The 25,996-nt window shown below is 68.7% G+C and carries 23 protein-coding genes; 12 read left to right on the forward strand and 11 right to left on the reverse strand.

Features of this window, described 5'->3' with window-relative positions; genetic code table 11:
* Nucleotides 1-34 precede the first annotated feature (34 nt).
* The 5 genes from hpf to mtrA form a co-directional block, all read right to left on the reverse strand.
* Nucleotides 35-691, reverse strand: a complete 657-nt coding sequence (hpf, locus tag ACNPNP_RS04785; RefSeq protein ID WP_448964922.1) for a ribosome hibernation-promoting factor, HPF/YfiA family — start codon at nucleotides 689-691, stop codon at nucleotides 35-37.
* 98 nt (nucleotides 692-789) lie between these two features.
* On the reverse strand, nucleotides 790-1,455 hold the full coding sequence (locus tag ACNPNP_RS04790) for a ComF family protein (RefSeq protein ID WP_448964923.1): 666 nt from the start codon (nucleotides 1,453-1,455) through the stop codon (nucleotides 790-792).
* 89 nt (nucleotides 1,456-1,544) lie between these two features.
* Nucleotides 1,545-3,257, reverse strand: a complete 1,713-nt coding sequence (locus ACNPNP_RS04795) for an LpqB family beta-propeller domain-containing protein (RefSeq protein ID WP_448964924.1) — start codon at nucleotides 3,255-3,257, stop codon at nucleotides 1,545-1,547.
* Nucleotides 3,254-4,957: an MtrAB system histidine kinase MtrB gene (mtrB, locus tag ACNPNP_RS04800; RefSeq protein ID WP_448964925.1), complete on the reverse strand. Its 1,704-nt coding sequence runs from the start codon at nucleotides 4,955-4,957 to the stop codon at nucleotides 3,254-3,256. The genes ACNPNP_RS04795 and mtrB overlap by 4 nt, the downstream gene beginning before the upstream one ends.
* Before the next feature lie 9 nt (nucleotides 4,958-4,966).
* On the reverse strand, nucleotides 4,967-5,647 hold the full coding sequence (mtrA, locus tag ACNPNP_RS04805) for an MtrAB system response regulator MtrA (protein WP_448964926.1): 681 nt from the start codon (nucleotides 5,645-5,647) through the stop codon (nucleotides 4,967-4,969).
* 174 nt (nucleotides 5,648-5,821) lie between these two features.
* On the opposite strand from mtrA, the gene ACNPNP_RS04810 reads away from it, so the two are divergent.
* The 8 genes from ACNPNP_RS04810 to aqpZ all read left to right on the forward strand — a co-directional run bounded on the left by ACNPNP_RS04810 (nucleotide 5,822) and on the right by aqpZ (nucleotide 14,294).
* Nucleotides 5,822-7,207 (forward strand): glycerophosphoryl diester phosphodiesterase membrane domain-containing protein, encoded by a 1,386-nt coding sequence (locus tag ACNPNP_RS04810; RefSeq protein WP_448964927.1) that lies wholly within the window; start codon nucleotides 5,822-5,824, stop codon nucleotides 7,205-7,207.
* On the forward strand, nucleotides 7,204-7,854 hold the full coding sequence (locus ACNPNP_RS04815; protein WP_448964928.1) for a DUF4129 domain-containing protein: 651 nt from the start codon (nucleotides 7,204-7,206) through the stop codon (nucleotides 7,852-7,854). Before ACNPNP_RS04810 ends, ACNPNP_RS04815 begins: the two co-directional genes overlap by 4 nt.
* On the forward strand, nucleotides 7,851-9,056 hold the full coding sequence (locus ACNPNP_RS04820; RefSeq protein ID WP_448964929.1) for a DUF4350 domain-containing protein: 1,206 nt from the start codon (nucleotides 7,851-7,853) through the stop codon (nucleotides 9,054-9,056). The genes ACNPNP_RS04815 and ACNPNP_RS04820 overlap by 4 nt, the downstream gene beginning before the upstream one ends.
* Nucleotides 9,057-9,115: 59 nt before the next feature.
* The gene (locus ACNPNP_RS04825; RefSeq protein ID WP_259062196.1) at nucleotides 9,116-10,039 is read left to right on the forward strand and encodes an AAA family ATPase; all 924 of its coding nucleotides are present in this window, start codon (nucleotides 9,116-9,118) and stop codon (nucleotides 10,037-10,039) included.
* Between the two features lies 1 nt (nucleotide 10,040).
* Entirely contained in the window at nucleotides 10,041-11,348 is a 1,308-nt protein-coding gene (locus ACNPNP_RS04830) for a DUF58 domain-containing protein (RefSeq protein WP_448964930.1), read from the forward strand.
* A 57-nt stretch (nucleotides 11,349-11,405) separates the two neighbouring features.
* Nucleotides 11,406-11,846, forward strand: coding sequence for a Fur family transcriptional regulator (locus tag ACNPNP_RS04835; RefSeq protein ID WP_448964931.1), 441 nt, complete (start codon nucleotides 11,406-11,408; stop codon nucleotides 11,844-11,846).
* Nucleotides 11,847-13,346: a catalase gene (locus tag ACNPNP_RS04840; protein WP_448964932.1), complete on the forward strand. Its 1,500-nt coding sequence runs from the start codon at nucleotides 11,847-11,849 to the stop codon at nucleotides 13,344-13,346.
* Between the two features lie 183 nt (nucleotides 13,347-13,529).
* On the forward strand, nucleotides 13,530-14,294 hold the full coding sequence (aqpZ, locus tag ACNPNP_RS04845; RefSeq protein ID WP_448964933.1) for an aquaporin Z: 765 nt from the start codon (nucleotides 13,530-13,532) through the stop codon (nucleotides 14,292-14,294).
* 66 nt (nucleotides 14,295-14,360) lie between these two features.
* Here aqpZ and ACNPNP_RS04850 read toward each other — a convergent pair whose 3' ends face one another.
* Entirely contained in the window at nucleotides 14,361-15,353 is a 993-nt protein-coding gene (locus tag ACNPNP_RS04850) for a stage II sporulation protein M (protein ID WP_448965243.1), read from the reverse strand.
* 16 nt (nucleotides 15,354-15,369) lie between these two features.
* On the opposite strand from ACNPNP_RS04850, the gene ACNPNP_RS04855 reads away from it, so the two are divergent.
* The gene (locus tag ACNPNP_RS04855; protein ID WP_448964934.1) at nucleotides 15,370-16,182 is read left to right on the forward strand and encodes an RDD family protein; all 813 of its coding nucleotides are present in this window, start codon (nucleotides 15,370-15,372) and stop codon (nucleotides 16,180-16,182) included.
* 39 nt (nucleotides 16,183-16,221) lie between these two features.
* On the opposite strand, the gene ACNPNP_RS04860 is transcribed toward ACNPNP_RS04855, so the two are convergent.
* The gene (locus tag ACNPNP_RS04860; RefSeq protein ID WP_448964935.1) at nucleotides 16,222-16,428 is read right to left on the reverse strand and encodes a DUF3499 family protein; all 207 of its coding nucleotides are present in this window, start codon (nucleotides 16,426-16,428) and stop codon (nucleotides 16,222-16,224) included.
* A 67-nt stretch (nucleotides 16,429-16,495) separates the two neighbouring features.
* On the opposite strand from ACNPNP_RS04860, the gene ACNPNP_RS04865 reads away from it, so the two are divergent.
* Nucleotides 16,496-16,927 carry a hypothetical protein gene (locus ACNPNP_RS04865; protein WP_448964936.1) on the forward strand — a complete coding sequence of 144 codons (432 nt, stop codon included), beginning with the start codon at nucleotides 16,496-16,498 and terminating at the stop codon, nucleotides 16,925-16,927.
* Here ACNPNP_RS04865 and ACNPNP_RS04870 read toward each other — a convergent pair.
* The 4 genes from ACNPNP_RS04870 to manA all read right to left on the reverse strand — a co-directional run bounded on the left by ACNPNP_RS04870 (nucleotide 16,918) and on the right by manA (nucleotide 23,202).
* Complete coding sequence (locus ACNPNP_RS04870; RefSeq protein ID WP_448964937.1) at nucleotides 16,918-18,309, reverse strand: DUF5719 family protein; 1,392 nt, start codon at nucleotides 18,307-18,309, stop codon at nucleotides 16,918-16,920. The two genes, ACNPNP_RS04865 and ACNPNP_RS04870, sit on opposite strands and share 10 nt — an antisense overlap.
* Nucleotides 18,306-21,449: a glycosyltransferase gene (locus ACNPNP_RS04875; protein ID WP_448964938.1), complete on the reverse strand. Its 3,144-nt coding sequence runs from the start codon at nucleotides 21,447-21,449 to the stop codon at nucleotides 18,306-18,308. The genes ACNPNP_RS04870 and ACNPNP_RS04875 overlap by 4 nt, the downstream gene beginning before the upstream one ends.
* 74 nt (nucleotides 21,450-21,523) lie before the next feature.
* Nucleotides 21,524-21,841, reverse strand: a complete 318-nt coding sequence (locus ACNPNP_RS04880; protein ID WP_448964939.1) for a WhiB family transcriptional regulator — start codon at nucleotides 21,839-21,841, stop codon at nucleotides 21,524-21,526.
* Nucleotides 21,842-22,080: 239 nt separating this feature from the next.
* Entirely contained in the window at nucleotides 22,081-23,202 is a 1,122-nt protein-coding gene (gene manA / locus ACNPNP_RS04885) for a mannose-6-phosphate isomerase, class I (protein ID WP_448964940.1), read from the reverse strand.
* A 67-nt stretch (nucleotides 23,203-23,269) separates the two neighbouring features.
* Between manA and ACNPNP_RS04890 the strand changes: the two genes are divergently transcribed.
* On the forward strand, nucleotides 23,270-24,691 hold the full coding sequence (locus tag ACNPNP_RS04890; RefSeq protein ID WP_448964941.1) for an O-antigen ligase family protein: 1,422 nt from the start codon (nucleotides 23,270-23,272) through the stop codon (nucleotides 24,689-24,691).
* Nucleotides 24,688-25,989 (forward strand): O-antigen ligase family protein, encoded by a 1,302-nt coding sequence (locus tag ACNPNP_RS04895; RefSeq protein WP_448964942.1) that lies wholly within the window; start codon nucleotides 24,688-24,690, stop codon nucleotides 25,987-25,989. Before ACNPNP_RS04890 ends, ACNPNP_RS04895 begins: the two co-directional genes overlap by 4 nt.
* The last annotated feature ends 7 nt before the right edge of the window (nucleotides 25,990-25,996 follow it).

The following is a 25,996-nucleotide window of genomic DNA, read 5'->3' on the forward strand; positions in this document are numbered from 1 at the left end:
CCGGGCCCCCTTCTCATGCCGCAAGACCTCTGGCTCAGGACGCGAGCGCCTCTGCGGGAGGGGCCTGCGCCGTGAGCGAGATGACACCGTAGTCCCAGCCCTTGCGCCGGTAGACCACACTCGGGTGATCGGTGCGCACGTCGACGAACAGGAAGAAGTCGTGTCCGACGAGCTCCATCCGGTCCACGGCCTCCTCGACCGTCATCCACTCCGCATCGAAGTTCTTCGTGCGGATGACGACGGGAGAGTACGCCTCTTCCTCTTCGTTCTGCACGGGCACCGTTCCGGTCGCGACAGCGTGCAGGATGTCCGCGGATGCGGGTTCGACATCGATCCCCTCCAGCGAGCCACTGCCCTTCTCGAAATGCGCTCCGCGAGGGTGCTGACGCCCATCGACGCGCTTCTCCTTCGCACGGCGCAGCTGCTGCGACATCTTGTCGATGGCGAGATCCAGAGCCACGAACTTGTCGCCGTCGACGGCCTCCGCTCGCACCACGGGGCCCTTCCCGACGAGCGTGAGTTCCACGGTCTCGTCCGGAACACGCCCGCCACGATAGGCGCGATGCGTGACTTTCACGTCCAGGCGCTGCGCCTTGGCGGCGAGCGGCTGCACGCGGGCGATCTTCTCCTCGACAACGGTTCGGAAGCGATCGGTGATTCCCACTCCGACGCCAACGATGCTTGTTTCCATTGCTGTCTCCTTGTCCCGGTCCTCCCGGCCAAGGGCGGACCGTGGTCGCCTTGTGACCCCCTACCGTAGTCTCCGTTCCGATGGATGTCACGGTTCATTCACGATGCGTTTCCCGGGAATCGGCTATGGCGCGGTGTGGCGGCGAGAGCCACGGCGCCATGCACCCGGAATCCCGCGCTTGTGAGGGCGCGGGCCGCTTCGTCGAGAGTGGCTCCGGTGGTCACGACGTCGTCGATCAGCAGCACGTCGCCCGCATCCCGGGCGTGTCGCGCGCGCATGCTCCCCACCACGTTCCTTTCGCGCTCGGCGATCCCGAGTCCGCGCTGATCGGCCGTGACCCGCACGTTCTTCAAGACTCTCGACACCGGAAGCCCCGCACGACGGATCAGCAGTTCCGGCACGCGATAGCCTCGGCGTCGGAATGCTGCCCTCCCCGTCGGCACCGGAACGAAGGACAGATTCGATATGCTCCCCCGCGCGTGATCCACGGCCACCGAGAGTGCCGAGCCGAGCGGCCTTGCCAGAACCGTCTCGCCGTCTTCCTTGAGGCTGCGGATGCATCGTGCCGCGACCCCTTCGTAGGCGAGTGCCGCCACCACGCCGAGCCCGCCCGGCGTCGCCCGACGCGTCGGAGTCGCGAGCAGAGCTCGTTCGCATTCATCGCACAGCAGTGTTCCGAGGACATCGCAGCCCGCACAGCATCCTGACATCACGAAGGCGGCGAGTTCGTCGACGAGCGCGTTCCGCCGTTGTGAGCCAGGCATGATCTCGAGCCTGCACCCGGTCCTCGCCGCCGTGACGCCCCTGGATCACGATCCGTGCAGAACCGGATCAGTCACGGTCTCGTGCAGTGCTACTGCCCCGCGTGCGTGCCGAGCACCAGCACACCGGAGAGCCCCATCTGCCACGTCGTGCCGCGCTGCGCGAAGAGCACGCCTTCTGCGTCGAGTATGCGCACCGCGGACGCCGCGCTGCCACCGGATATCGAGACCGACGCCCCCGGCGCCGCGGAGAACGCCCCCGTGCCGCCGACGTCCTGCGTCAGCACGACCCGGCTTCCGCCCGAGTCCACGAGAACGCTGAGGTCGTCCTCCGCGACCCAGCTCAATCCGAGCGCCGTGCCATCCAATTGGGCCACCGTGTGCACGGGGCCCAACTCGACCGGCACCTGATCGTCGTCCCGGATGATCGCCGCCACGACGAGCCACTGCTGCCCGCCGATCGAGGCGACAGCGGCGACGCGGACGCCATCGGGTCCCACGCGCAGGTGCGAGATCGACGCGGCATCGGGGAAGGCGTTCCCGATCTCGACCGGCGTCACATCGGATCGCCAGGCGGTGAGGGCCTTCGGACTCGCCCCCGGTACCGACCACGTGTAGCCGTAGAGATCCATCGACGGTTCGACGAGTCCTGCCCTGGTATCGAGCTGGTCGACGCGCCCGTTCGCGACCGTGTACACCCCGCCGTCGTCCAGCTTGACCGCCGCGCGCGTGTCGTCGCCCGAGACGTCGACCGACACCACGGAGTCGGCGAGCTCGACCAGATCCTCCGAGATTCCGGGGTACGGCGAGATCTCATCGCCGAGGTAGAGACCGAATTCCGACTCGGTGAGCACGACCGTCCCCGTCTCCGTTCGCGGGGACTCGATCGTCGCGCGTCCGGCGTTCAGGTCGCGCCCGTTGACCATCAGCCGAACCTCGGTCACGCCGGCAGGACGCAGGGTCTGCTCCAGTTGCGTGCGCATGCGGGCCAGCGCGGTGGCATCCAGAGCGAGAGCGCTCGCCGTCAGCTCGACCGTGGCCACCTTGTCCGTGTCGACGGGGACCGAATCTCGGGCGAGCGACACGTCGCTGGGGAAGGCGCTGCGCACGGCAGGGGCGAGCCACGGACTCGGCGCGCCCGACAGCAGCGCCTGGGTCAGCGTCGTCGCGATCTGCCCACGCCGCGGATACCACCGGGTGTCGGGAACCAGATGCGTCCAGCTCTGGTCGTAGTAGTGCAGCGCATAGCTGCGGAACACCTGCGGGAACGCCTCGGCGTCGAGGATGATGCCATCTGCCGCGACCGTGATGCGCCATTCCCCGTCGTCATTCTTGGCGACCTCGAACGATACGACGGACGTGTCTCCCGACAACTCCGAATAGGCGCCGAACTCATTGACGCTGGCGGTCTGGTCGAGCAGGACGCGGACATCGCCCTCCTGCGCCAGGTCGCCGGCGCCGGAGACGTCCGCCGTGAACTCCCTCGCGGCGGCGCCCGAGTCGATCGTGACCCCCGTGCCGGGGCGCCACGTCTCCGCGAGATCCGGGCTCAGGAACTCGCGAGCGGTCTTCCATCCTTCCGCAGGGGTGAGCGCGGCATCGAGGAAGCCCTCGACGATCTCCGCCGGACTCGCCCCCTCCAACGGTCCCGCTGCGATCTGGCTGATGTCCGGCGGCAGATCGACCTCGTCCAGGATGAGGCCGGACTTCACTTCGCCCGACGTCGGCAACGCGGCGCAGGCCGACAGCAGCACGGCGAACACGGTGAGCGCACCGACGAGGAGACCTCGACGTCCACGGGTCATGAGCGGTCCTCCTCTCCGGTCGGGATGGAATCCGTGAAATAGAGTTCGCGCAGCTCAGTGAGCTGAATCGGCTCCGTCGCAGGGCTGACGTCGGGCAGCGCCTCCTCCGGTTCGAGCGAGACCGGCGAGGGCCCGCCGATGTCTCCCGGCTGACGCGGCAGTGTGAGAACGAAGTTGGTCCCGACGGCGAGTTCGGACCACACCGCGAGCGTGCCGCCGTGCAGGCGTGCGTCTCCCAGGGCGATCGAGAGCCCGAGCCCGGTTCCGCCGATGGTGCGCTGGCGAGAGGGGTCGGCACGCCAGAACCTGTCGAACACGCGCTGAGCGTCGTCCGGATCCATACCGAGGCCGAAGTCGCGCACGCCCACGGCGACGGCGTGCTGATTGCTGTCCACCGTGACGACGATCGGTCGGCCCTCGCCATGCTCGATCGCGTTGCCGACGAGATTGCGCAGCACCCTGCGCACACGACGCGGATCCATGTCGACGGGCGTGTAACCACCGGGAGCGACCAGACGCAGCTCGGAGCCGCGGCCTTCGGCGAGCGGTTCCATCTGCTCGATCACATCCTCCGCGAGGGTGGCGAGGCTCGTCGCCTCGAGCTCCAGCTGCACGGACCCTGCGTCGTAGCGGCTGATCTCGAGGAGATCGGCGAGAAGCGTCTCGAAGCGCTGCACCTGCGTGTGCAGCAGTTCGGCCGTGCGATTCGTGGTCGGATCGAACTGATCGCGCTGGTCGTTGAGCATGTCGGCGGCGAGCCTGATCGTCGTGAGCGGCGTGCGCAGCTCGTGCGACACGTCGGAGACGAAGCGCTGCTGCACGAGGGACAGCTCGCCGAGTTCCTTGATCTGCGACTCGATGCTGTCGGCCATCGCGTTGAACGAACGGGCCAAGGTCGCCAGTTCGTCTTCGCCGTGCACCGGCAGTCGCACCTCCAGATCGCCCGAGGCCAGCCTCTCGCTGGTCTCGGCCGCCTCGATGATGGGCTTGGACACGGTGCGCAGCACGACCCACGAGATGCCGGCGATGATGGCGATGAGGATGAGACCGGCCGCCCACAGCGTGCTCTGCACGAACTGCAGGGTCTGCTGCGAGTCGGCGAGGTCATAGGCGATGTACACCTCGAACGCGCCGGCCTCCGGCACGATCAGCTGCTGTCCGACGATGATGCCCGGGGCCGTCGATCCGTCGGCCATGGGGAGAGCGACCGACTGCCATGCCTGGCGGTCCGGCAACGACACGACGCGTTCACGCAGACCGGAACTCAGCAGGTCAGCGCTCAGGCCGCCGATCGTGAAGCCCCGCACACCGGTGCCGACCGGCGGCACGTCGATCGCGTAGACGGCGATCAGCGACGACGAGGACACCCGCGGAATGGACTCCTGCACGTCCTGCCACAGTGCCCGCAGAGCGGAGGGATCATCCGCGACCTCTGCGGAATCCAGCGTCCGCTGCGCAGCGCCCACCGCACTTCGGGCATCGCTGAGGACCTCGTCCCGACGGGATTCGAAGAGGTTGTTCTGAATGACCAGCGCCATGATCAGGCTCGTCACGAAGATCGAGAAGGAGGTCAGCAGGAGCGTGATGGAGATGATGCGGAAGCGCAACGAACGACGCCACAGGGTGCCGATCGTCTCCGGCCATCCCCGCCAGTCGCGCCACAGCGCGACGGTCGTGGGCGTCGCGCTCGTCGCGGCCAACGCAGTCCCCTAGCCGACGCTCCCGGCCCGGTAGCCGACGCCCCGGACCGTCATCACGATCTTCGGCAGATCGGGGTCGAGTTCGACCTTCGCCCTGAGCCGCTGCACGTGCACGTTCACCAGCCGCGTGTCGGCCTTGTAGTGGTAGCCCCAGACCTGTTCGAGCAGCATCTCCCGCGAGAAGACCTGCTGAGGCTTCGATGCGAGGGCCACCAGCAGCTGGAACTCGAGCGGCGTGAGCGGGATCGGGGTCGTTCCGCGGCGCACCTCGTGCGCGTCGACGTCGACGACGAGATCGCCGATGCGCAGCACTTCACTCGTCGTCGAGGTCACCGGCCGCAGGCGGGTGCGGATTCGGGCGACGAGCTCCTTCGGGTTGAAGGGCTTGACCATGTAGTCGTCGGCGCCGACCTCGAGGCCGCGAACGACGTCTGCCGTGTCGCTGCGCGCGGTCAGCATGATGATGGGGATGCCGGATTCGGCACGGATCTGCGTGCAGATCTCGATCCCGTCCATCCCCGGCAGCATGAGGTCGAGCAGCACGAGGTCCGGACGCTGCGTGCGCCACTCCTCCACCGCCTTCGCGCCGTCAGCGCAGAACACCGGCTCGAAGCCTTCGGTGCGCAGCACGATTCCGATCATCTCGGCGAGTGCGGTGTCATCGTCGACCACGAGGATCCGTGAGGTCATCTGATCCCAGCCTCATCTTTCTCAGCATGTGCGCGGCGCCTGCGGGTCGCGGTGGAGCGCAGCACTTCCCAGCGTACTTCATGACAACGTTTCGATCACGGTAGCGCCCCCGTGGCCACTTCGACAGGAGCCCGGGGTGTGACACGATGGTTTCGCACCGTAGGAGGGAGCGCTGTGAGCGCACAGGGTCAGACGTACGCGCAGAACTGGACGCCCGCCCTCAAGCGCGGGCTCATCCCCCTGCATCCGCTCACCTTCGGCGTGCTGCTCGGCAAGCCCTTCGCCACGCTCCGGCACAACCCGAAGGTGCTGTTCGGGTTCGCGATCGTGATCCAGCTCGTCGTGGCGGTCATCACGGCGCTGGTCGTCGGCGCCGTCCTGGTCGCCACCTTCCTGCGGCTGGAGTCCCTCTCCCCCAGTTCGCCCGATTTCCTGCCTGTGATGTGGGGCGCTGTCGCGATCAATGCACTGGTCGTGCTCGCGATGGGCTTCGTGAGTCTCGCGTTCACCGCCATCATGCAGGGCGTCGTCGCCGCAGACGTCGGCCACGCCGCTCTGGGCGAGAAGCCGGCGCTCGGCAGACTCTGGCGATTGATGCGCCCGGCGTTCTGGCCCCTCGTCGGCTGGAGCGTGATGCAGGCGCTGGCCGCGCTCGTGCTGCTCGCCGTGATCGGCGGCATCATCGCCCTCGGCGTCATGGCGGGGGTCGGCGGATCCGCAGAGGGTGTCGGCCTCACCGTGGTGATCGGCATCCTGCTTGTGCTCGGCATGATCCCGCTGTGGGTGTGGCTGAGTACCAAGCTGCTGCTCGTACCGTCGATCCTCGTGCTCGAACGCGCCGGCATCCGCGCGGCGATCGTGCGCTCCTGGCGTCTGACGCGCGGCCGGTTCTGGACGGCGTTCGGGGTCATATTCCTCGTGAACCTGATAATGGGCACCGCGGTGAGCGTGGTGAGCATGCCGCTGTCGCTGCTGGGGTCGCTGTTCGGCACCGTGATCGCGCCGACCGGCCCCAACGACGCATCAGGGATCGCCCTCTACCTGATCACCGCGCTCGCTCCTCAACTGCTGATCTACGTCCTGCAGGCCGTCACCGTGGTCGTGCAGTGCGCCGCCGGCGTCTTCATCTACCTCGACTGCCGGATGCGCTACGAGGGGCTCGATCACAGTCTCATCAGCTATCTGGAGCGCCGAGACCTCGGAGCGGGTGAGGACGAGCTCGGAGACCCGTTCGCCGTCGACCCGGCGCGTGCCGTGTCGAGCGCACCGCCTCCCAAGCCGGTCCCGTCGTACCAGTCGGCGCCGGTCGGGTGGGGTCAGTACCCGCCGCAGCAGTACCCAGCGCAGCCGCAACCGCCGTACCCCGTGCAGCAGCCGTATCCGACGCAGGCGTATCCGCAGCAGCCGGCTTCGCAGCCCTACCCTCCGCAGCAACCTCCGTACGGCACGCAACCGCCGTCGCCTGCACCCCGGTCTCCGCAGAGTCCGCCGCCGGCCGCTCAGCCGATCCCTCCGGCGAGTGAGAGCCCCTGGGCTCCTCCCGGATCTGGAAGTGCATGATCCGGCTGGACATCGATCCTTACGCGCCCGACGGCGACGAGGCGCAGCGGTGGGCGGAGCAGGAGCTCCAGGATCCGCGTTACGCCGACGCCAAGCCGACGTGGTTCGACTACCTCGCCGAGGACGTCGCCGAGTTCATCGGCAGCCTGTTCTCTCAGGACACCGGCGAGCAGGTCGGGAATGTGGCACTGATCATCGTGACCGTGGTCATCGTGGCGGCCCTCATCACCGTGCTGATCCTCTGGGGGCGACCACGCGTGTCGCGACGGGTCAGGCAGCGCGAGAGCGACCTGCTCGGCGCGCGCGATCGACGCACCGCTGCGCAGCTCAGGGCGGATGCCGCGCGCAGCGCACGCGACGGCGACTGGGACACCGCCACCGTGCTGCGCTTCCGCGCGCTGGCGCGGTCGTTGCTCGAACGCGACATCATCGACCCGGCTCCCGGTGCGACCGCGCAGGCGATCGCGCGCGAAGCGGCTGCGGCCTTCCCCGCGCAGCATGAGGCGCTGACCGCGGCCGCCGGCGCTTTCGACGACGTGCGCTATCTGCGCCGTCCGGCGACCGAACGGAGCTACCGCGCGCTCGCCGAGATCGACGACCGCCTGGCATCGCTTCACCCGGCCGTTCTTGAGGCGGCATCCGTATGACGACGACACTCGAGCCTGAAGCCGCAGTCGGCGTCGCCCCGAGCACGGCCGTGCGCGAGAAGGGGCGCCTGCGCTCCGCGCTGGGGTGGGTGCTCATCGCCGTGCTCGTGATCGTTTTCGCCCTCTTCGTGGGCAGCATCACCACCCGCACCCCCGATTCGCGCGGTGCGCTCGACCCCGAGAGCGCCGATGAATCGGGCGCCCTGGCCCTCGCCGAGCTGCTCCGCGATCAAGGCATCGAGATCACGGTTGCACGTACGCGGGCCGAAGCCGCGTCCGCGCTCGGCGACGAGAGCACGCTCGTGATGGCCGATCCTTTCGCGTTGTCCGATCAGGCCGTCGAAGATCTCGTCGGCCCGGCCGAGCGCACCGTCATCCTGTCCAGTGCGAGCAGGCTCCTGCGCATCCTCGATCTGGGTGACAACGCCCCGCCCGCGTCCGATGCCGCGCTGACCGCGGGGTGCGGGCTGCCGGAGCTCGCGAACGTCGGAGCAGTGCATCCCGACCGGTTCTTCATTCCCGCCGCGGACGTCACCGGATGCTACATCGATGACGACGGCGCTGCGGCTCTGCTCGTGGACGACAGCGGAGACGGCCGCGTCGCGCTCATCGAAGGCAGCACGTTGTTCAGCAACGAGCACCTCGCCGAGGACGGGAACGCCGCACTCGGACTCGCCCTGCTCGGTCAGAGCGACCACGTCGTCTGGTACGTCCCCTCGTTCGACGACAGCGACATCGAGGCGCAGAGTCCCGAGACCCTCGCGACGCTGACCCCTCAATGGGCGACTCCGGCCATCCTTCTTCTGCTGCTCGCCGGAATCGTCGCCGGCATCTCCCGCGGACAGCGTTTCGGCCCTCTCGTCGCGGAGACGCTGCCCGTGACGGTGAGAGCATCCGAGACCATGCACGGGCGCGCGCGACTCACCGCGAAGGCCGCCGACGCCGCTCACGCCGCGCAGGCGCTGCGCGACGGATCGCTGCGCCGCCTCGCGTCACGTCTGGGCCTGACAGCGCGTTCGTCGCCGAGCGAGATCGCCGACGCCGCCAGCGACCGGCTCCGCGTTCCGCGCGGCTCCCTGCATCATCTGCTCGCGGGTCCACTGCCTGCGAACGACGCCGAACTGATCGACACCGCACGGCGGCTCGCCGAACTCGAAGCAGCGATCGATACCGCTGTGCACGTGGAAAGGAACACACCGTGACCGACACCTCCCCCGCCTCTTCCGCGGCCACGCCCGATGAGGCGCAGCTGCGTGCGGCGATGCATCGTGTGCGCGCCGAGGTCGACAAGGCCGTCATCGGCCAGGCCGGCACCGTGACGGGACTGCTGGTCTGTCTGCTCTCCCGCGGGCATGTGCTGCTGGAAGGTGTGCCGGGCGTCGCGAAGACGCTCGTGGTGCGCTCGTTCGCACGCGCGCTCGGTCTCGACACGAAGCGCGTGCAGTTCACGCCCGACCTGATGCCGGGAGATGTGACCGGCTCGCTCGTGTACGACGCGCGCACCGGCGAGTTCGAGTTCCGACAGGGCCCCGTCTTCACCAACGTTCTGCTGGCCGATGAGATCAACCGCACTCCGCCCAAGACGCAGGCAGCGCTGCTGGAGGCGATGGAGGAACGTCAGATCTCCGCCGACGGAACCAGTCGCGACCTGCCGGATCCCTTCCTCGTCGCGGCGACGCAGAACCCCATCGAGCACGAGGGCACCTACTCCCTGCCGGAGGCCCAGCTCGACCGCTTCCTCATGAAGCTCGTCGTGGGCATGCCGGAGCGCGACGCCGAGGTCACAGTGCTGCGGCTGCACGCCGGTGGTTTCTCACCTCGCGAGCTCACCGGCGTCGAGGCTGCCGTGACGGCCGACGAGATCCGCGCGGCGCAGGATGCGGCATCCAGAGTCGAGGTCACCGACGAGGTGCTCGGATACGTCGTGGATCTCGCCAGAGCCACCCGCCAGTCGCCCTCGGTGCAGCTCGGCGCCAGCCCTCGTGCCTCGACCGGCCTGCTGGCCGCGGCGAAGGCATGGGCGTGGCTGAACGGATCGACCGCCGTCACACCGGATCACGTGCAGACGATGCTCGTTCCCGTGTGGCGCCACCGCCTGCAGTTGCGACCGGACGCCGAGATGGAGGGCGTATCGGCAGATGCCGTGCTCGCCAGCGTGATCCAGCAGACCAGGGTGCCGATCTAAGGTGTTCGTCTCCGGCCGTCTCGCCGTCGCCATCGGGCTCGGCGTCATCCCCCTCGTCGCGTTCACCGCGGCGGGGGCGCCGGTGTGGGTCGTGCTGTCCGGCTGGCTGCTGCTGTGCGCCGTCCTGCTCGCCGTCGACATCGTCTCTGCGGCCGGCGCGCGCTCCGTGACCGTGACCAGGCGCGTGCCATCGCGTGCCAGGATGGGCGAGCCCCTCGAGACCAGCATCTCCGTGCACAATCACGGATCGCGGACGCTGCACGCGCTGCTGCGCGACGCGTGGCAGCCGACGGCAGGAGCCGATCCTGCCCGATTGCGTGCGAAGATCCCCGCGGGTGAACGACGTCGGATCGAGGTTCCGCTGCTCCCGCGTCGCCGCGGCGAGCTGGTCAGCGATTTCGTGTTCATCCGCTCTCGCGGGCCGCTGGGCCTCGGCGGTCGTCAAGCACGGCATGAAGTGCGGGGAGCGATCCGCGTGCTCCCCGCCTTCGCGTCGCGCAAGCACCTGCCGTCACGGCTCGCCCGCCTGCGGGAGCTCGACGGGAACACGAGCATCCAGGTGCGAGGACAGGGCACCGAGTTCGACTCGTTGCGCGAGTACGTGCGCGGCGACGATGTGCGCTCGATCGACTGGCGGGCGACGGCCAGGGCCGGCACGACCATGCTGCGCACGTGGCGTCCTGAGCGCGACCGTCACGTGGTGATCCTGATCGACACCGGACGCACGGCCGCCGCGCGCGTAGGCGACGGCACGAGACTGGATGCCTCGCTCGAAGCCGCTCTGCTGCTCGCGGCCCTCGCGACGCGGGCAGGCGATCATGTGCATCTGCTGCTCTACGACCGTGTCGTGCGCGCACGCGTGACCGGCATCGACGGCGCAGGACTCCTGCCCGCCATGACGGATGCCATGGCGCCAGTGCACGCGCGGCTCGTCGACACGGACTGGTCCGGTGCGTTCGCGGCGATCCGCACGCTCACGACCCGCCCATCGCTCGTGGTCGTGCTCACCGCGCAGGATGCCGCGGAATCCGCCCGGGGTTTCCTCGGCGCCTTCCCCGATCCCTCGAGGGCGACGACCGTGCTGGTCGGCTCCGTGACCGATGACGCGGTCGGCGAATTGGCGGAGAAGCGGGGTTCCCGCGAGGAGATCTACCTCGCGGCGGCCGCGGAGCGCACCCTGCGCGACGCAGAGAACGTGGCTGATGCCGTGAGGCGCGCAGGCGGAGAGGCGATCACGGCAGATCCTGAGGCGCTGCCGCCGAAGATCGCCGACCGCTATCTCGAGTTGAAGGCCGCCGGCCGGCTCTAGCTCGATTCTGAATGATTTCTTTTTGCGAATGATTCAGGAAACTGCGAGAATAGGGGCATGGACACGACGACAGCGGCACTCGCCGCCCCCGAGCGCCTGAGGGCCGCCGGGTTGCGCGTCACCGTGCAGCGCGTCGCGGTCCTCGCGGCCCTCGCCTCCCACCCGCATGCATCGGCAGAAGCGGTGTACTCCCGCCTGCGTGAAGACCTCAGCGGTGTCGCGCTGCCCACTGTGCACGGCATCCTGAACGACCTCACCGACGCCGGCATCGTCCGCCGGGTGAGCCTCCCCGATGCGGCGAGCGCCCTGTACGAGGTGCAGCACACGTTCGACAACCACCACCACCTGCAGTGCGTGGAGTGCGGCCGTGTCGAAGACGTCGCCTGCGCCGTCGGCGACGCACCGTGCCTGCATCCGTCCCACGATCACGGGATGCGAATCCTCGAAGCCTCTGTGACCTACCGAGCCATCTGCTCCGATTGCGAAAGGAAGAAGTGAATGACTGACAAGACTTTCACCACCACCCAGACCGGCACACCGGTCGCCAGCGACGCCCACTCGCTGACCACCGGCACCGACGGCACCACCGCGCTGCACGACCGCTACCTGGTCGAGAAGCTCGCGTCGTTCAACCGCGAGCGCGTGCCGGAGCGCAACCCGCACGCCAAGGGCGGCGGCGCATTCGGAGAGTTCGTCGTCACCGAGGACGTCTCGCAGTACACCCGCGCCGCGGTCTTCCAGCCGGGCGCGACGAGCGAGACGCTCATCCGGTTCTCCTCCGTCGCCGGCGAGCAGGGCTCGCCCGACACCTGGCGCGACGTGCGCGGCTTCTCGCTGCGCTTCTACACGACCGAGGGCAACCTCGACATCGTCGGCAACAACACCCCGACCTTCTTCCTGCGCGACGGCATGAAGTTCCCCGACTTCATCCACTCGCAGAAGCGCCTCACCGGCTCCGCCCTGCGCGACGCCGACATGCAGTGGGACTTCTGGACGCTCTCCCCCGAATCCGCGCACCAGGTGACCTACGTCATGGGCGACCGCGGGCTTCCCCGCTCGTGGCGCCACATGAACGGCTACGGCTCGCACACCTACCAGTGGGTCAACGCCGCGGGCGAGCGCTTCTGGGTGCAGTACCACTTCCTCAGCACGCAGGGTGTCGAGCCGATGTTCGCCGACGAGGCTGAGCGCATCGCCGGTCAGGACGCCGACTATTACCGTCGCGACCTGTACGAGGCCATCGAGCGCGGCGAGAACCCGTCGTGGGACGTGTACGTGCAGGTCATGCCGTACGAAGAGGCCAAGACCTACCGCTTCAACCCGTTCGACCTGACCAAGACCTGGTCGAAGAAGGACTACCCGCGCATCAAGGTCGGCACGTTCACGCTGAACCGCAACCCGCAGAACTTCTTCGCCGAGATCGAGCAGGCTGCGTTCTCGCCCGGCAACCAGGTTCCCGGCACCGGCATCTCGCCCGACAAGATGCTCATGGCCCGCGTGTTCTCGTACCCCGACGCGCAGCGCTACCGCATCGGCACGAACTACAACCAGCTGCCGGTGAACCAGCCGCACGCCGCCCAGGTGAGCAATTACATGCACGAGGGCAACATGCAGTACCACTTCAACACTGCAGAGCACCGCGTGTACACGCCGAACTCCTACGGCGCAGCCGGTGGCCCAGAGGCCGACCCGCAGCGCGGTGTCGAGGCGAGCTGGGAGAACGACGGCGCACTGGTGCGCAGCGCGGCGACGCTGCACTCGGAGGACGACGACTTCGGCCAGGCCCGCACCCTGATCACGGAGGTCTTCACCGATGAGGAGCGTCAGCGCTTCATCGAGACCCTCGCAGGTCAGTACCAGGCCCTCACGGTCCCCGCCATCCAGGAGCGCTTCTTCTGGTACTGGGGTCAGGTCGACCAGGAGACGGCCGACAAGGTGCGCGCGCTCGCTCTGAGCACCGCAGACGCGTCGGCGGACCCGGTCGGCGTCGGCGAGTAATCACTCTGTGCGGATGGGGGCGGATGCTTCGGCATCCCACCCCATCCATCGTCTCGGCGACGCGATGTCCGCTGGGAGAACGCTGAGTGCACGTCGGCGCGCCTCCCGCACCTGATCCCCTCGAGCGTGGAAGATGTGCCGTGAATTCGGTCGCTCTGACTCGAACTGATGAGAGGGAATCCCATGAGTGAATCACTCGCCGAAGCTGCGCCTCCGATCCCATCGGTCGGCTCCAAACTCACTGCCGAGGCACTCGGCACCTTCCTCCTGGTGTTCGGCGGCGTCGGAACCGCGCTGTTCGCCTCGAACCACTTCACCGATCCCGGTTCCGGCTCCGCCGTGTACGTGGCGGTCTCCCTGGCGTTCGGGCTCACCGTGGTCGTGGGCGTCTACGCGTTCGGGCCGATCTCCGGCGGGCACTTCAACCCGGCTGTCAGCCTCGGCCTCGCGGCGGCCGGCCGCCTGCCGTGGCGGGACGTGCCCGGCTACATCATCGCCCAGATCGTCGGCGGGCTCATCGCCAGCACGCTGCTCGTGCTGATCGGACTGTTCGGTCCCGACGGCTGGCTCACGGGTGCGCAGGATGCCGGCTTTGCCAGCAACGGCTGGGACGAGTTCTCCCCCGGCGGATTCGGGATGTGGGCGGCGATCATCATCGAGGTGATCCTCACCGCGATCTTCCTGTTCGTGATCCTGGGCACGACGCACAAGCTGCGTCCGACCCCGTTCGCGGGACTCGCGATCGGTCTGACGCTGGCACTGATCCACCTCATCAGCATCCCCGTGGACAACACCTCGGTGAACCCGGCGCGTTCGATCGCCGCGGCCGTCTACGGCGGCGTCGGCCCGCTGTCGCAGCTGTGGGTGTTCCTGGTGTTCCCGATCGTGGGCGCACTGATCGCCGGGTTCGCGTACAAGACGCTGCTCGACGGTACGAAGAAGGTCTGACCACCGCCTCCACGACGACGCACGAAGAAGATCCCGCCTCCGGTCATCCGGGGGCGGGATCTTCTGTCATCCCGAGACGAGCTGCGGCGTGCCCGCCTCGTACTCGAGCAGGTCCCCGCGTTCCCCGCGCCGGTAGGCCCGGCCGCCGACGAGCAGCATGTAGACCAGGAACACGGCGAGGGCAGCGGCGCCGATGCCGATCTTGATGGGCCACGGCAGTGACCATCCCGTCACGAAGCCCTCGACGAGCCCCGACAGCAGCAGGGCGAACACCAGACCGATCGCGACGGTGGCGAGCGCGCGGCCTTCCTGCGCGAGCGCCGTCGCACGGGTGCGGCGCCCCGGCGCCACCCAGGCCCAGAACAGGTGCAGTCCGCCCGCTGCCGCGACGAAGATGCTCGTCATCTCCAGCATCCCGTGCGGGAGGATGTAGAGGACCATGACGTCGAGGCGGTCGTGTGCGGCCATCACTGCCGCCGAGACGCCGAGACCGAATGCGTTCTGCGCGATCACGTACACCGGCCAGATGCCGGTGACGCCGAAGAGCACGCACTGCGCTGCGATCCAGGCATTGTTCGTCCACACCATCCCCGCGAACACCGCGGCGGGGTTCTCGGTGTAGTACTCGGTGAAGCTCTCCTCGGCGTACTGCTCGAGGAAGTCGGCGGGGCCCAGCGCGGCGACCAGTGCGGGATCGCTGGAGATCCACGCGGAGACGCCCGCCATGATCGCGATGAAGACCAGCGCGATCACCAGCGTCGTCCAGCGCAGGCGGTACAGCGCGGCCGGCAGCTGATCGGTGAAGAACCGAGCGGTCTGGGAGAGGATGCTGTCAGAGGTGCCGGTCAGGCGCAGCCGCGCCTTTGCGACGATGGACGACACGTACGCGCCCTGGGGCGACTCGCCGACCGATGTCTTCAGCTCCGCGAGATCGGCGGATGCGGCGCGGTAGCGCACGATGAGCTCGTCGACGCCTTCGCCGTCGAGCCGTTGGCGGCTGAGTTCGTCCAGCCGTTCCCATTCGGCGCGGCGGGCATCGCTGAGAGCATCGGCATCCACCTGATTTACTGTACTCATGTCCACGCCGATCGACACCGCAGACGAAGTCCTCTCCGGCGAGGCCGTCGCGATCGACGTGCAGCCGCTCAGCTTCTTCATGCGTGCGCTCGGCGCCCTGATCGACATGCTGGTCAGCTGGGCGCTCTTCCTGCTGTTCCTGTGGTTGCGCATGTGGCTGCTCGGCACCGGGATCATCGACGGCTCGATCGACGGCATCATGAACGTGACGGCCATCGTCGTCTGCTTCGTCGTGGTGCCGATCGTGATCGAACTGGCGCTGCGCGGGCGAAGCCTCGGCCGCCTCGCCGTCGGCGGACGGATCGTGCGGCTCGACGGCGGAGCCGCAGGTTTCCGCCACGCATTCATCCGCGCGCTCATCGGCGTGCTGGAGATCTACATGACCTTCGGCGCCGTCGCGATCCTCGCCGGTGCGTTCACCGCCCGTTCCCAGCGTCTGGGAGACATGGTCGCCGGCACCTACAGCCAGCGGGTGCGCACGCCCCGACTCGTGCCGCTCGCCCCCGTGATGCCTCAGTCATTGACCGGCTGGGCGCAGGTCGCCGATGTGGCACGGATGCCCGATCGCCTGGCCAGACGCGTCTCGCAGTTCCTGCAGCATGCCGAGCGGATGTCGCCGCCCGCACGCGCACGCATCGCCCAGGAGCTCGTCGTCGAGACCAGCCGCTACATCTCGCCGCAGCCGGTCGCCGCGCGCCCGGAGCAGCTGCTGATCGCGATCACCGTGCTGCGCAGGGAACGTGAGCGCCGCGCGCTCGCGATCGCCGACGCACGGGCGGAGAAGCTCACCGGGCGCCACGTCGGCGTCTGAGACCGATCAGTCCGTCCGTGCCCTGTCCGGCGCGGCCTCTCAGACGCGGAGCGCCTCGTGGCGCACGACCATCCAGCCGGTGGGCACGGAGACGCGTTGCGCGTGCTGAGCGCAGAGATCGTGCGCACCGGGGTGGCCCGCCCCGCCCAACGGCCCGAGCGCCGCCATCTGGTCGCCGTAGTCGTAGGTGAGCGTCGCCACGGCCTCACGGGCGCAGGTGACCTTCGAGCAGAGTCGTCCGTCCATCTGTGCCAGCGTAGGACGCACGGCAGTCCAGGGCCGGATGCCGCGCGGAACACCATAGACTTTCGTCATGCCCCGTCGTCGGACCGCACGAAGTGCCGCAGCGCCCCGCCGCGGCGCGCGTCACGGACGTCATGGACGCCTCGGTCGCAGCGAGGTCGTGCGACCGCCCCTCCCGCCGCTGGAGGGCCGGGTGGAACGCTTCGACGTCACGATCGGCACGGCTGTGGAGTTCCTGCGCGGCACGTGGCCCGAACTGCAGGAGGTCCGGTTCGAGATCGGTGCGCTGCCGCTCAATCCCGAGTCGACCGGCATCCCCCGATGGCAGATCGACCGCGAGGGCGGCCGCATCGTGCTGTTCCGCATCCCGATCGAACGATTGCTCCCGCCAGGGCACGACGACGCGATGCACCGCCGCATCGCGATCGAGAGCGCGGTGTTCCGCGCTGCTGCCGAGTACGTCGGCAAGGATCCGTGGGAGTTCGGTCCGGATCAGGGATAGACCGTGACGGCGTCCTCCGCCGCCGCGCCCGGCCAGATGGGCCATCCGGCCATCGCGTCCGTGCCCGCCATGGCGACGGCCGCGTGCACCGGTGCGTCTGTCGCCAGCGAGTACGCCGCATCCTGAGCGACGTCGACGACGAGCGATCCGTGTGCGGGGACGGTGAGTTGCTCGCCTTCGCCGCCCGCAGCGGGTGCGAGCGTCACCGCGGCGTCGACGTCGGCCGAGTTGACGAGGTGAAGACGCGGCCGGGGCCCCTCAGGGACGGCGAAGACGATATCCCCCGAGAGTTCGGGGGCCGGCGTCATCCATGCGAAGTCAGCGCCCGGTCCGATGCCGGTGACCTGTCGGACGGCGCCGACGACGGGGGCTTCGGCCTCGACTTCGACGCTGTACACACCCGGTTCCAGTCCTTCGAGGCTCACCTCGGTGGGGATCCCCGCCTCCAAGGGCACCGCCAGTGTCTGCGGCTCGGCGTCGTCGTCGGAGCGGATCGTGACGGTGGCCTGCGCCGCCTGGTCGGTGGCGACCATCCGCAGCACCGTGACGGCGGAGTCGGCGCTCTCGGTGAGCACCTGGACTCCGGCGAAGGCGAGATCCGTGCGCGGAGCGCCAGCGGTGTCCTGCACGTCGATCCCCGAAGGGTCGAGGGTGCGGATGAGGGAGGACTGCAGCACCGCACGCAGCGGGGCTCCTGCAGCGGTCACACGCACGACGGGCTCCTGCAGTCCCGCCGCCACGGACGACAGCGGCACCGCAAGCTGCGTTCCCGCCGGCACGATCGTCTTCGTCGAGGACTGCTCGATGCCGAACACCGTGATCGTGGCCGTCGCCGTGACGTCACCGGGGTTGGACAGGATGATCAGGTCGCTGGTTCCGGTCTCCACCGTTCCGCCGATCAGCCAGGACTCGGTGCTCGGCTCTCGACATGCACTGGCCGCCAACCCCGAGAGGTCATCCGCATCCAGCGTGATCGACTCGGCCGCACCGACGCGTGCAGCGGAGCCCCGCTCGGCGCTCGCGACGATCTTCAGCGGACCTGCGGCCGGACCGCTGAAGTCGGCGGTGAGGAGATCGGATGCTGTGAGCGTCGATTCCTCGCTCGCCGCGCCGGTCTCGGTGGTGAGTGAAACCTGCCCGGTGGACGACATCTGTCCGGCGCTCTGCGAATTGCGACCGATCGCGCGGAAGTCTCCGGTGCACACCAGAGTCGTGTCGCCGGCCGTCGGGGTCACCGAGACCTGGGCCGGCTGGTTCTCGATTCCGGGCCATGGCAGCGCCACGGCAGCAGTCAGACCCACGACGCAGCCGACGGCGATGACCGCCCCGACCAGCAGTCGGGCGCCGGTCGCGACGACACGGATCGCACGGTTCTGAGTCATCGCTCCTCCTCGGATTCGGTCGGCTTCACACGCTCTGAACCGTCAGGCGCCTTCTCGGAGGGCTCTTCCGCTCCGGTCCCGGAGTCATCCGCGTCCGGCTCCGGGGCGTCGATGTCGGCTTCGTCAGCATCGCGCTGCGATTCCTGCCCGTCGGCCTCGGACTCGCGCACGTCGACCTCAGGCTCCCGTGCGTCGGTCTCGGGCTCCTGTGCGTCGGTCTCGGGCTCCCGGGGTGAATCAGTCGCGTCGCGATCCTCTGCGCGATCGTCGTCCGGTTCATCGTCCGGTTGCGCGTCGTCCGGTCCATCGTCCGCGCGTCGGGGAAGCAGCATCGGCTCCTCCGGCGAGCGTCCGACGATCCGCGACTGCGCGCGGGCCGCTCGCCGGGACGCCCTCGTCGGGATGGAGAGCAGAAGAGCGGCGAACAGTACGATCAGCTGCACGGTGATGACCGCTGCGGCCGTCCCCTCCTGCACGTCGGTGAGCGGGGCCCGCTCGGAGGGCGTTGCCTCGAGCCGCCACAGCACCCCCTTGTCGGTCTCGCCGACCTTCACGAATCCGGCGCGCTGGTCGAGTGCGGTGATCGCCGCGACACGGAACGCCCTGGCAGCATCCGATTCATCGGCGCCGACCTGATCGAGCAGAACGAAATGGATGCCGTGGGAGGCGAGTTCGCCCGGCGCGTCGAAGGTGCGGGTGGAGAGCAGGTCGACCGAGAGCCCGCTGATGTCGGTGCCCCGCGGTTCGGTCGCGGTGTTGAGCAGGGTCGTCGGGGGGCCGAGAGTCTCGCTCGCACCCCACACGACCGCGGCGGCCCGACCGCCGTCGTTCTGCGGGGTGAGAACGAGCGTCGCGATCTCTCGATCGCCCTTCGCCTCGGCGGCGACGAAGGCGGGGAGGGTGCTCTCCGGTCCGTCGGTGAGGACCGTGCGGTCGGTGTGCAGTGCGGTGAGTGCAGGTACGGCGCAGATCGCCAGCGCCAGACCGGCCACCGTCACGGCTGCCACGCGGAGCCGAGGAAGGGTCACGGCCGTATCGAGCGTGACGAGCGCCGCGCCGACGACCCCGACCCAGGCCAGGCTCAGCCCTGTGCCGGGCCAGATCTCCACCGGCACGCCCTGCGCGAAGCTGACGACCACGCCGACGGCGATGAACGAGGTGACGAGGCCGGTCATCGCGATCACGAGCAGCATGATGCCCGCGCCCCATCGTGGCGCTATCGCCGCGGCCAGTGCGAGCAGAGCGATCGGCGCGATGAGCAGCGGCGCCCATGCGGCGATCGCCGGGTCGATCACTTCGGCCCACCCTGCGAGGTCTGACGTGGGGAACCCTGTGGCCAGCAGCATCCGGCCTGCGCTGTCGGCTGCGACCTGCGGGCCCGCCCATACCAGTCCCGGATCGGCGAAGATCGCCCACAGGTTGCCGCTGCGCACCTGCGTGACGACGAGCGGCACGAAGAGCACGGCGGTGGGTGCGAGCATCCAGAGCAGCCGGACCGCACCGTGGAACCATCCGCGCGTCAGCACGATCACCAGCGCGATCGCCCAGAGCAGAGCGAATGCCGGTGCGAGGACCGGTGCGCATGCGAGCGCGGCGGCGAGCACGATGGATGCCGCGCCGGCAGCACCCCAGGAACGATGAGCGACGACGGCGGTGTGGAACAGCCACGGAAGCAGTAGATGCAGCAGCACGGCGGCCGGACGGCCCTCCACGAGTGCGGTGAGGAAGGTCGGTGCCAGCGCCCACGCGACGCCGCCGAAGATGCGCAGTCCGCCGCGATCGGTGATCCGCGTCGCCGCGAACCATCCGCCGAGCACGGCGAGGGGCAGAGCCAGCAGCCAGAGCAGGACGACGGCGAACGAGGGAGCGCCCGCCCACAGCGTGCCGAGCACGGCGATCACGCCGGAGAAGGGATCAGCAGGTCCGACGATTCCCACGCCGATCCCGTGCTGCCCCCACGCGGCGTCCTCCCAGAGCGCGGCGACAGTGTTGCGCAATGGCAGAAGCGCGCCTCCACCGATCGCGGGCCACGCCAGCAGCGTGAAGAACGACGCGACGCCGATGACGAGAGCGCCCAGCACCGCCCACGCGCCACCACCGGAGAAGAAGTTCAGCTCGCTGAGCGCGCCGCCCTCGCTGCCGTGCCCGTCGTCGAGACGACGATGCAGCTGCGCTCGGGTCATGCGCAGCGGCGCGATGCTCGCCCACCCTGCGGTGCGCGATGCCCTGATGCGCTGCCGCGAACGCGCGACCGCGCCGAGGCGCACCATCGCCGTGATCGCCGCCCCCCATTCGGGGAACACCGATGCGGGGCGTTTGCCGATCAGATGCACGATGGTGCGCCACAGCGCCAACGGCAGCAGAGACAGCCAGTGCAGGGGCACAGCGGCGGCCGGCGCGTAGGTGAGGCGACGGTGCAGCTGAGCCAGCCGTGTCACGTAGGCGCGCTGCGATGCGTTTCGCGGAAGCGCAGCGGGTCCGTCGGGATGCACTGACACCCGTGCGTTGGGCGCCAGCACCACCCGCCCACCGGCGAGTCTCGCGCGGACACCGAGATCGAGCCCTTCATCCGCACCGGCGAGAGCCGTGTCCGGCTTCAGCCGCTCACGTGCCTCGCCACGGATCAGGATGCCGCGGATGTCGGCGCCGAGAGCGTCGTCGCCCCTGTCGTGCTGGCCCTGATCGAGTTCGCCGGCGGCGAGTTCGACGGAACGGCCGAGCGAGGTCATGGTGACGCCCAGTGAGACGAGCTCACGCTCATTGTCGGCGTTCACGAGTTTGGGCGCCGCCACCGCGGCGGACGGCGAACGCTCCAGCGCACCCGCGAGCTGAGCGAGAGCCTGGGGATGCGGTGCGGTGTCCTGTGCGAGCAACCAGATGGCTGCGCCGTCGGCGACTCGCGACTGGGCGAGCTCCACAGCCTCCGCGTACGAGGTTCCGCCGCGGGCTTCGATGATGCCCTCGACCGACCTGGCGACGACGTCGCTCGCTCGCACGTCCGATCCGTCCCCGCTCACCACCAGGGTGATCGCGTCGGCACGACGGGTCTGCATCGAGAGGGCGTCGAGCGTTCGCAGCAGTTGCGCACGCGCGGACGAACCGGAGCGCGCGACGATGATGGCGTGAACTGGGGTAGGCATGGCCTGGTCAGCCTATGCGCTGAGCTCGCAGCCCACGGTGATCATGCGCGGCGAGCCTGCCAAGCGGTGATCGATCAGCCGGCTTGACGCTTGAGCTTGCGGCGTTCGCGCTCGCTCAGACCGCCCCAGATGCCGAAGCGCTCGTCGTTGTTCAGTGCGTACTCGAGGCATTCTCCTCGCACGTCGCACGAGGAGCAGATGCGTTTCGCATCGCGGGTCGAGCCGCCCTTCTCGGGGAAGAACGCCTCAGGGTCGGTCTGCGAGCACAGCGCATCCGTCTGCCATGACAGGGTGCTGTCGTCGTCCGGCTCGATGCGCCTGACCCCGGGAACCCCGAGATTGACCGGATCAACAAACCAGTTCTCGGGAACGTCGGAACGGTAACCCGTCATGTCGCTCTCCTTGCCCTTCAGAATGCCCCCCACCGGGCCTTGCTGAACTAATTACACCCGTGTCATTCGCTGTGGTCAAGTCGCGGATACTAAAGCCTCAATCGAGGATTGAAGGTTCACGGCGTGTCGACGGCGTGTCGTGTCAGGTGGAACTCAGTGCAGCGCGCACTCGGGCGTGTCGGCGGAAGAGGATCCGACGCGGGTATGCGGATCGTCGTGGTCGACGCGATCTCCGCGTCTCACCGCCCTGGCTGCGCGATGAACGCCTCGCCTGTGCCGCTCAACGTCAACGACGTCTCGTCTACGGTGGCGAAGACAGCCGATCCGACAGGAACGGCCACAGCCACCCCGTCTGCGCCGGTGACGGCGACGTCTCCCCCGGTCGCGAGCACCATCGACGGCCCGGCGACCTCCAGGGGCTCCGGTGCACCGGTGAGCACGACGCGCCGCAGCGCGAAGTCCGGCACATCGATCGGGTAGGAAGTCACCGCACCGGATGAAGGCTGGAGCACTGGCACCGATTCGGGAGTCGTGTCGAGCACCGAGAGCAGTTCCGGCACGTCGATGTGCTTCGGCGTCAGTCCCCCACGCAGCACGTTGTCGCTGGCCGCCATGATCTCGACGCCCAGACCGGAGACGTACGCGTGCAGGAGACCGGCGCGCAGGAAGATCGCCTCGCCCCGCTTCAGCACGATGTAGTTCATCAGCAGCGCCACGACGACTCCTGGGTCGCCCGGATAGCGTCCCGCGATCGCCCGCACTGCGGCGAGCTCGGCAGCGAACTCGTCGGATGCGGCGTCGGACAGGGCGGCGATGATCTCGTCCACCTCGCGCTGCGCGTCACCGGAGAGCAACCAGCCCACGGCACCCCTCAGCAGGTCCTCATCCCTGCCGCCCTCGAGGCGCTCGCGCAACGCGCGAACGCCGGCGGATCCGTCCAATGCGTCCAGAAGGCGGAGCGTGTCGGCCACGGGCCGGAGCCCGCCGAGCGCCTCGAAGCGGTCGCTGAGTGCGACGATGAGTTCCGGCTTGTGGTTCGCGTCACGGTAGTTGCGGGCGGGATCGTCCGCGGCGAGCGCCTGCTCCCTCCCCCATCCGTCCTGCGCCTGCGCGATGGTCGGATGCACCTGGATCGAAAGCGGAGAGGCTGCGGCGAGCAGCTTCAGCAGATACGGCAGAGTGCCGCCCGTCACCGCGTCGAGAGTCGACCCGTCAGAGGTCTCGGCCGGGTCGCCGGGATGATCCCCGAACCACACCTCGGCTTCCGGAGCGCCGGTGGTTTCCCGGCCCTCGAGATCAGCGAGGAGGGTCGTCGACCCCCAGGCGTAGTCACGGGGCGCATTCGACAGACTCAGCAGCATGAGGCCAGCGTATCGATCCGGCCGTGGCACAGCGATCTGACGGTGCCGGCGCGGTAGCCTGAAGCCGATGGCGCAGTACACGAAACATCCGGTGAAAGCCCCGCCGACCGCACCGGAACGCGAGTCGACGGGGCAGTTGCTGCTGCGCGGCTACGGGATCCTCGTCTTCGTCGTCGCGTTCGCCCACACCGCCCTTTACAACCTCGTCGGCGTCTACGGCGCCGGTGCGGTCATGATCCTGCTCACGCTGGCGGCGCTGGCGATCGGCATCCCGATGATCGCGCGAGCCGAACCGCACCCGTTCCCCTGGCGGCGTCTGCCGTGGTCGGCGCTCGGGTACGTGGCGTTGGCCCTGGTGTCCGTGGCGTGGTCGCAGTGGCGATTGCCCACTGCACTGACCTGGCTGCTGCTCGCCGCCGTCACGGTGAACGCCCTGCTGATCGCGCATGCCTTCAGCTGGCACGAGATCGTACGGGCGCTCGCCTCGGCGTTCAAGTGGATCCTCGGCCTCTCGCTCGCGCTCGAGCTGTGGGTGTCATTGGTGCTGCACGGCCCCCTGCTGCCGAACTTCCTGACTCTTCCGGACGGCGACATCGACCCGCACTGGTACTGGGTGCGCAATAACCTCCTCGACGGCGACCGCATCCAGGGGATCGTCGGCAACTCGAACGTGCTCGCGATCATCAGCCTGTTCGCGATCGTCACCTTCGGTGTGCGCTTCGCATTGCGCGCGCGCTGGCGCACGACACTCGTGATGTGGATGGTGCTGGCGGCGTACATGCTGTTCAGAGCGTCGTCGGCGACCACGTACGTCTGCGCGCTGGCCGCGGCCGTCGTGCTGATGGTGGCGCTGCTGATCAGGCGGGCGCGCACGCCGGCCGCGCGCGCCCGGATCTACGCGATCTGCGGTGGTGCCGTCGCGGTCGTGGTGGCCGCGGTCATCGTCTTCCACAGGCCGCTGTTCGAGCTCCTCGGACGCAGCGCGGACCTCACCGGCCGCACGGACGTCATCTGGACGAAGGTGCTCGAGCGCGCCGGAACGCATCCTGTGTTCGGCAACGGTTTCTCGAGTCCGTGGATCCCCACCGACCCGGCCTTCGACGGATGGATCATCGACCACGGCATCACGGTGTTCCATGCGCACAACATGTGGCTCGATGTTCTGATGCAGCTCGGCGTGGTCGGCGTCGTGCTGATGGCCGCCGCGTATCTCGGGCTGCTCTGGCGTGCATGGTTCTTCGCCGCCGATCGCCCGCGCTGGAATCTCCGCGCCGACCGGCCGTATTCGCCGTTGACGCTGCTGCCGCTGCTGTTCACCGTCATCCTGCTGGTGCAGGGGCTCGCGGAGTCCACCCCGATCATGCTCTGGGGGTGGCTGATGCTGGTGCTCTTCTCCTTCAAGATCAAATCGGTGCCGTTGGTCGGTGTGGGGCTCAGTGAGCAGTCTCGAGTCACCGAGCGAGGCAGCAGGGCTCGGCGCATACCGTGACCCCCGCGCAGGATGGACTCGGCCGACTGCTCGGCTCCGTCGAGATGGCGCGCGCCTACACCCTGGTGGCGCTCACCGCCACGTTCGGCTCATTCGCGATCGAGCGGATGACGTCGGCGACCAGTTACGCGACGATCATCGTGCTGCTGTGCGTGCTCGGGGTCGCGATCCTGTTCGTGCGGCGCGAGGAGCTCTCACTGCTGCGGATCGCCCCCACGTCGTTGTTCGCCTTCCTCGCGCTGGCGCTCGCGAGTGTGATCTGGACGACGGACCGCTCAGACACGCTCGTCGGGTGGCTGTGGACCTTCGGTTTCGCGATCATCGCCATCACGATCGGGCACATCCGCGACACGCTGCAGACGGTTCGCGCGATCGGCGATGCCCTGCGCGCTCTGCTGCTCGTCTCGCTGGGTTTGGAGATCCTCTCCGGCATCCTGCTCGACGTGCCGATCGCGTTCCTCCAGATCGAGGGGAACCTGGCGCTCGGCGGGCCCGTGCAGGGCATCTTCGGCACGCGCAACATGCTCGGCTTCGTCGCGGTGATCGCGCTGATCACCTTCTTCATCGAGTGGCGAACGCAGTCGGTGATCGCTCCTGTCGCGATCCCGTCGATCGCACTCGCCGGGTTCCTCGCGCTCGTGTCGGCGTCTCCGACCGTGCTGGTGCTCGCTGTCGCCGTCGGCGTCGTGACCGCAGCGCTGACGATCGTGCGCCACACGCCGGCAGCGCACCGCAACCTCGTGCAGTGGACATTGGGCGCTCTCGCCGTCACGTCGCTCGCCGTCGCCTTCGCGTTCCGGCATCCGATCATCGCCTGGATGGGCGCAGGGTCTGACTTCTCGATCCGCGCCGACCTGTGGAACAAGATCCTCGACTTCGTGGCGATCAGGCCTCTTCAGGGGTGGGGCTGGTTCGGTCCGTGGCAGCGCGGCGAGTACCCGTTCACCTACATCAACTACCTGCTCGACGACCAGCATCAGACGGCGCTGAACGCGTTCTTCGACGTCCTGCTCCAGCTCGGCATCGCCGGATTCCTACTGTTCCTGATCCTGGGAGGGGTCGCGCTGATCAGGTCGTGGCTGGTGGCCAGCGTGCGCCATTCGGTCGTGTACGCGTGGACGCCGCTCGTGCTCGTCACGCTCGCGGTCGACTCGATGTTCGAGAGCTTCACGCTCGCCGGGGCCGGCTGGTTCATGCTCGTGCTGTGCGCGCTGCGCGCAGGACAATCACGATCCTGGCGCGAGAACATCGACGCGGCGACCACCGGCGCGGTCCCGACGCTTCGTCCGCAGGAGTGACGCGGCG

The sequence above is a fragment of the Microbacterium xerophyticum genome (assembly GCF_053543555.1).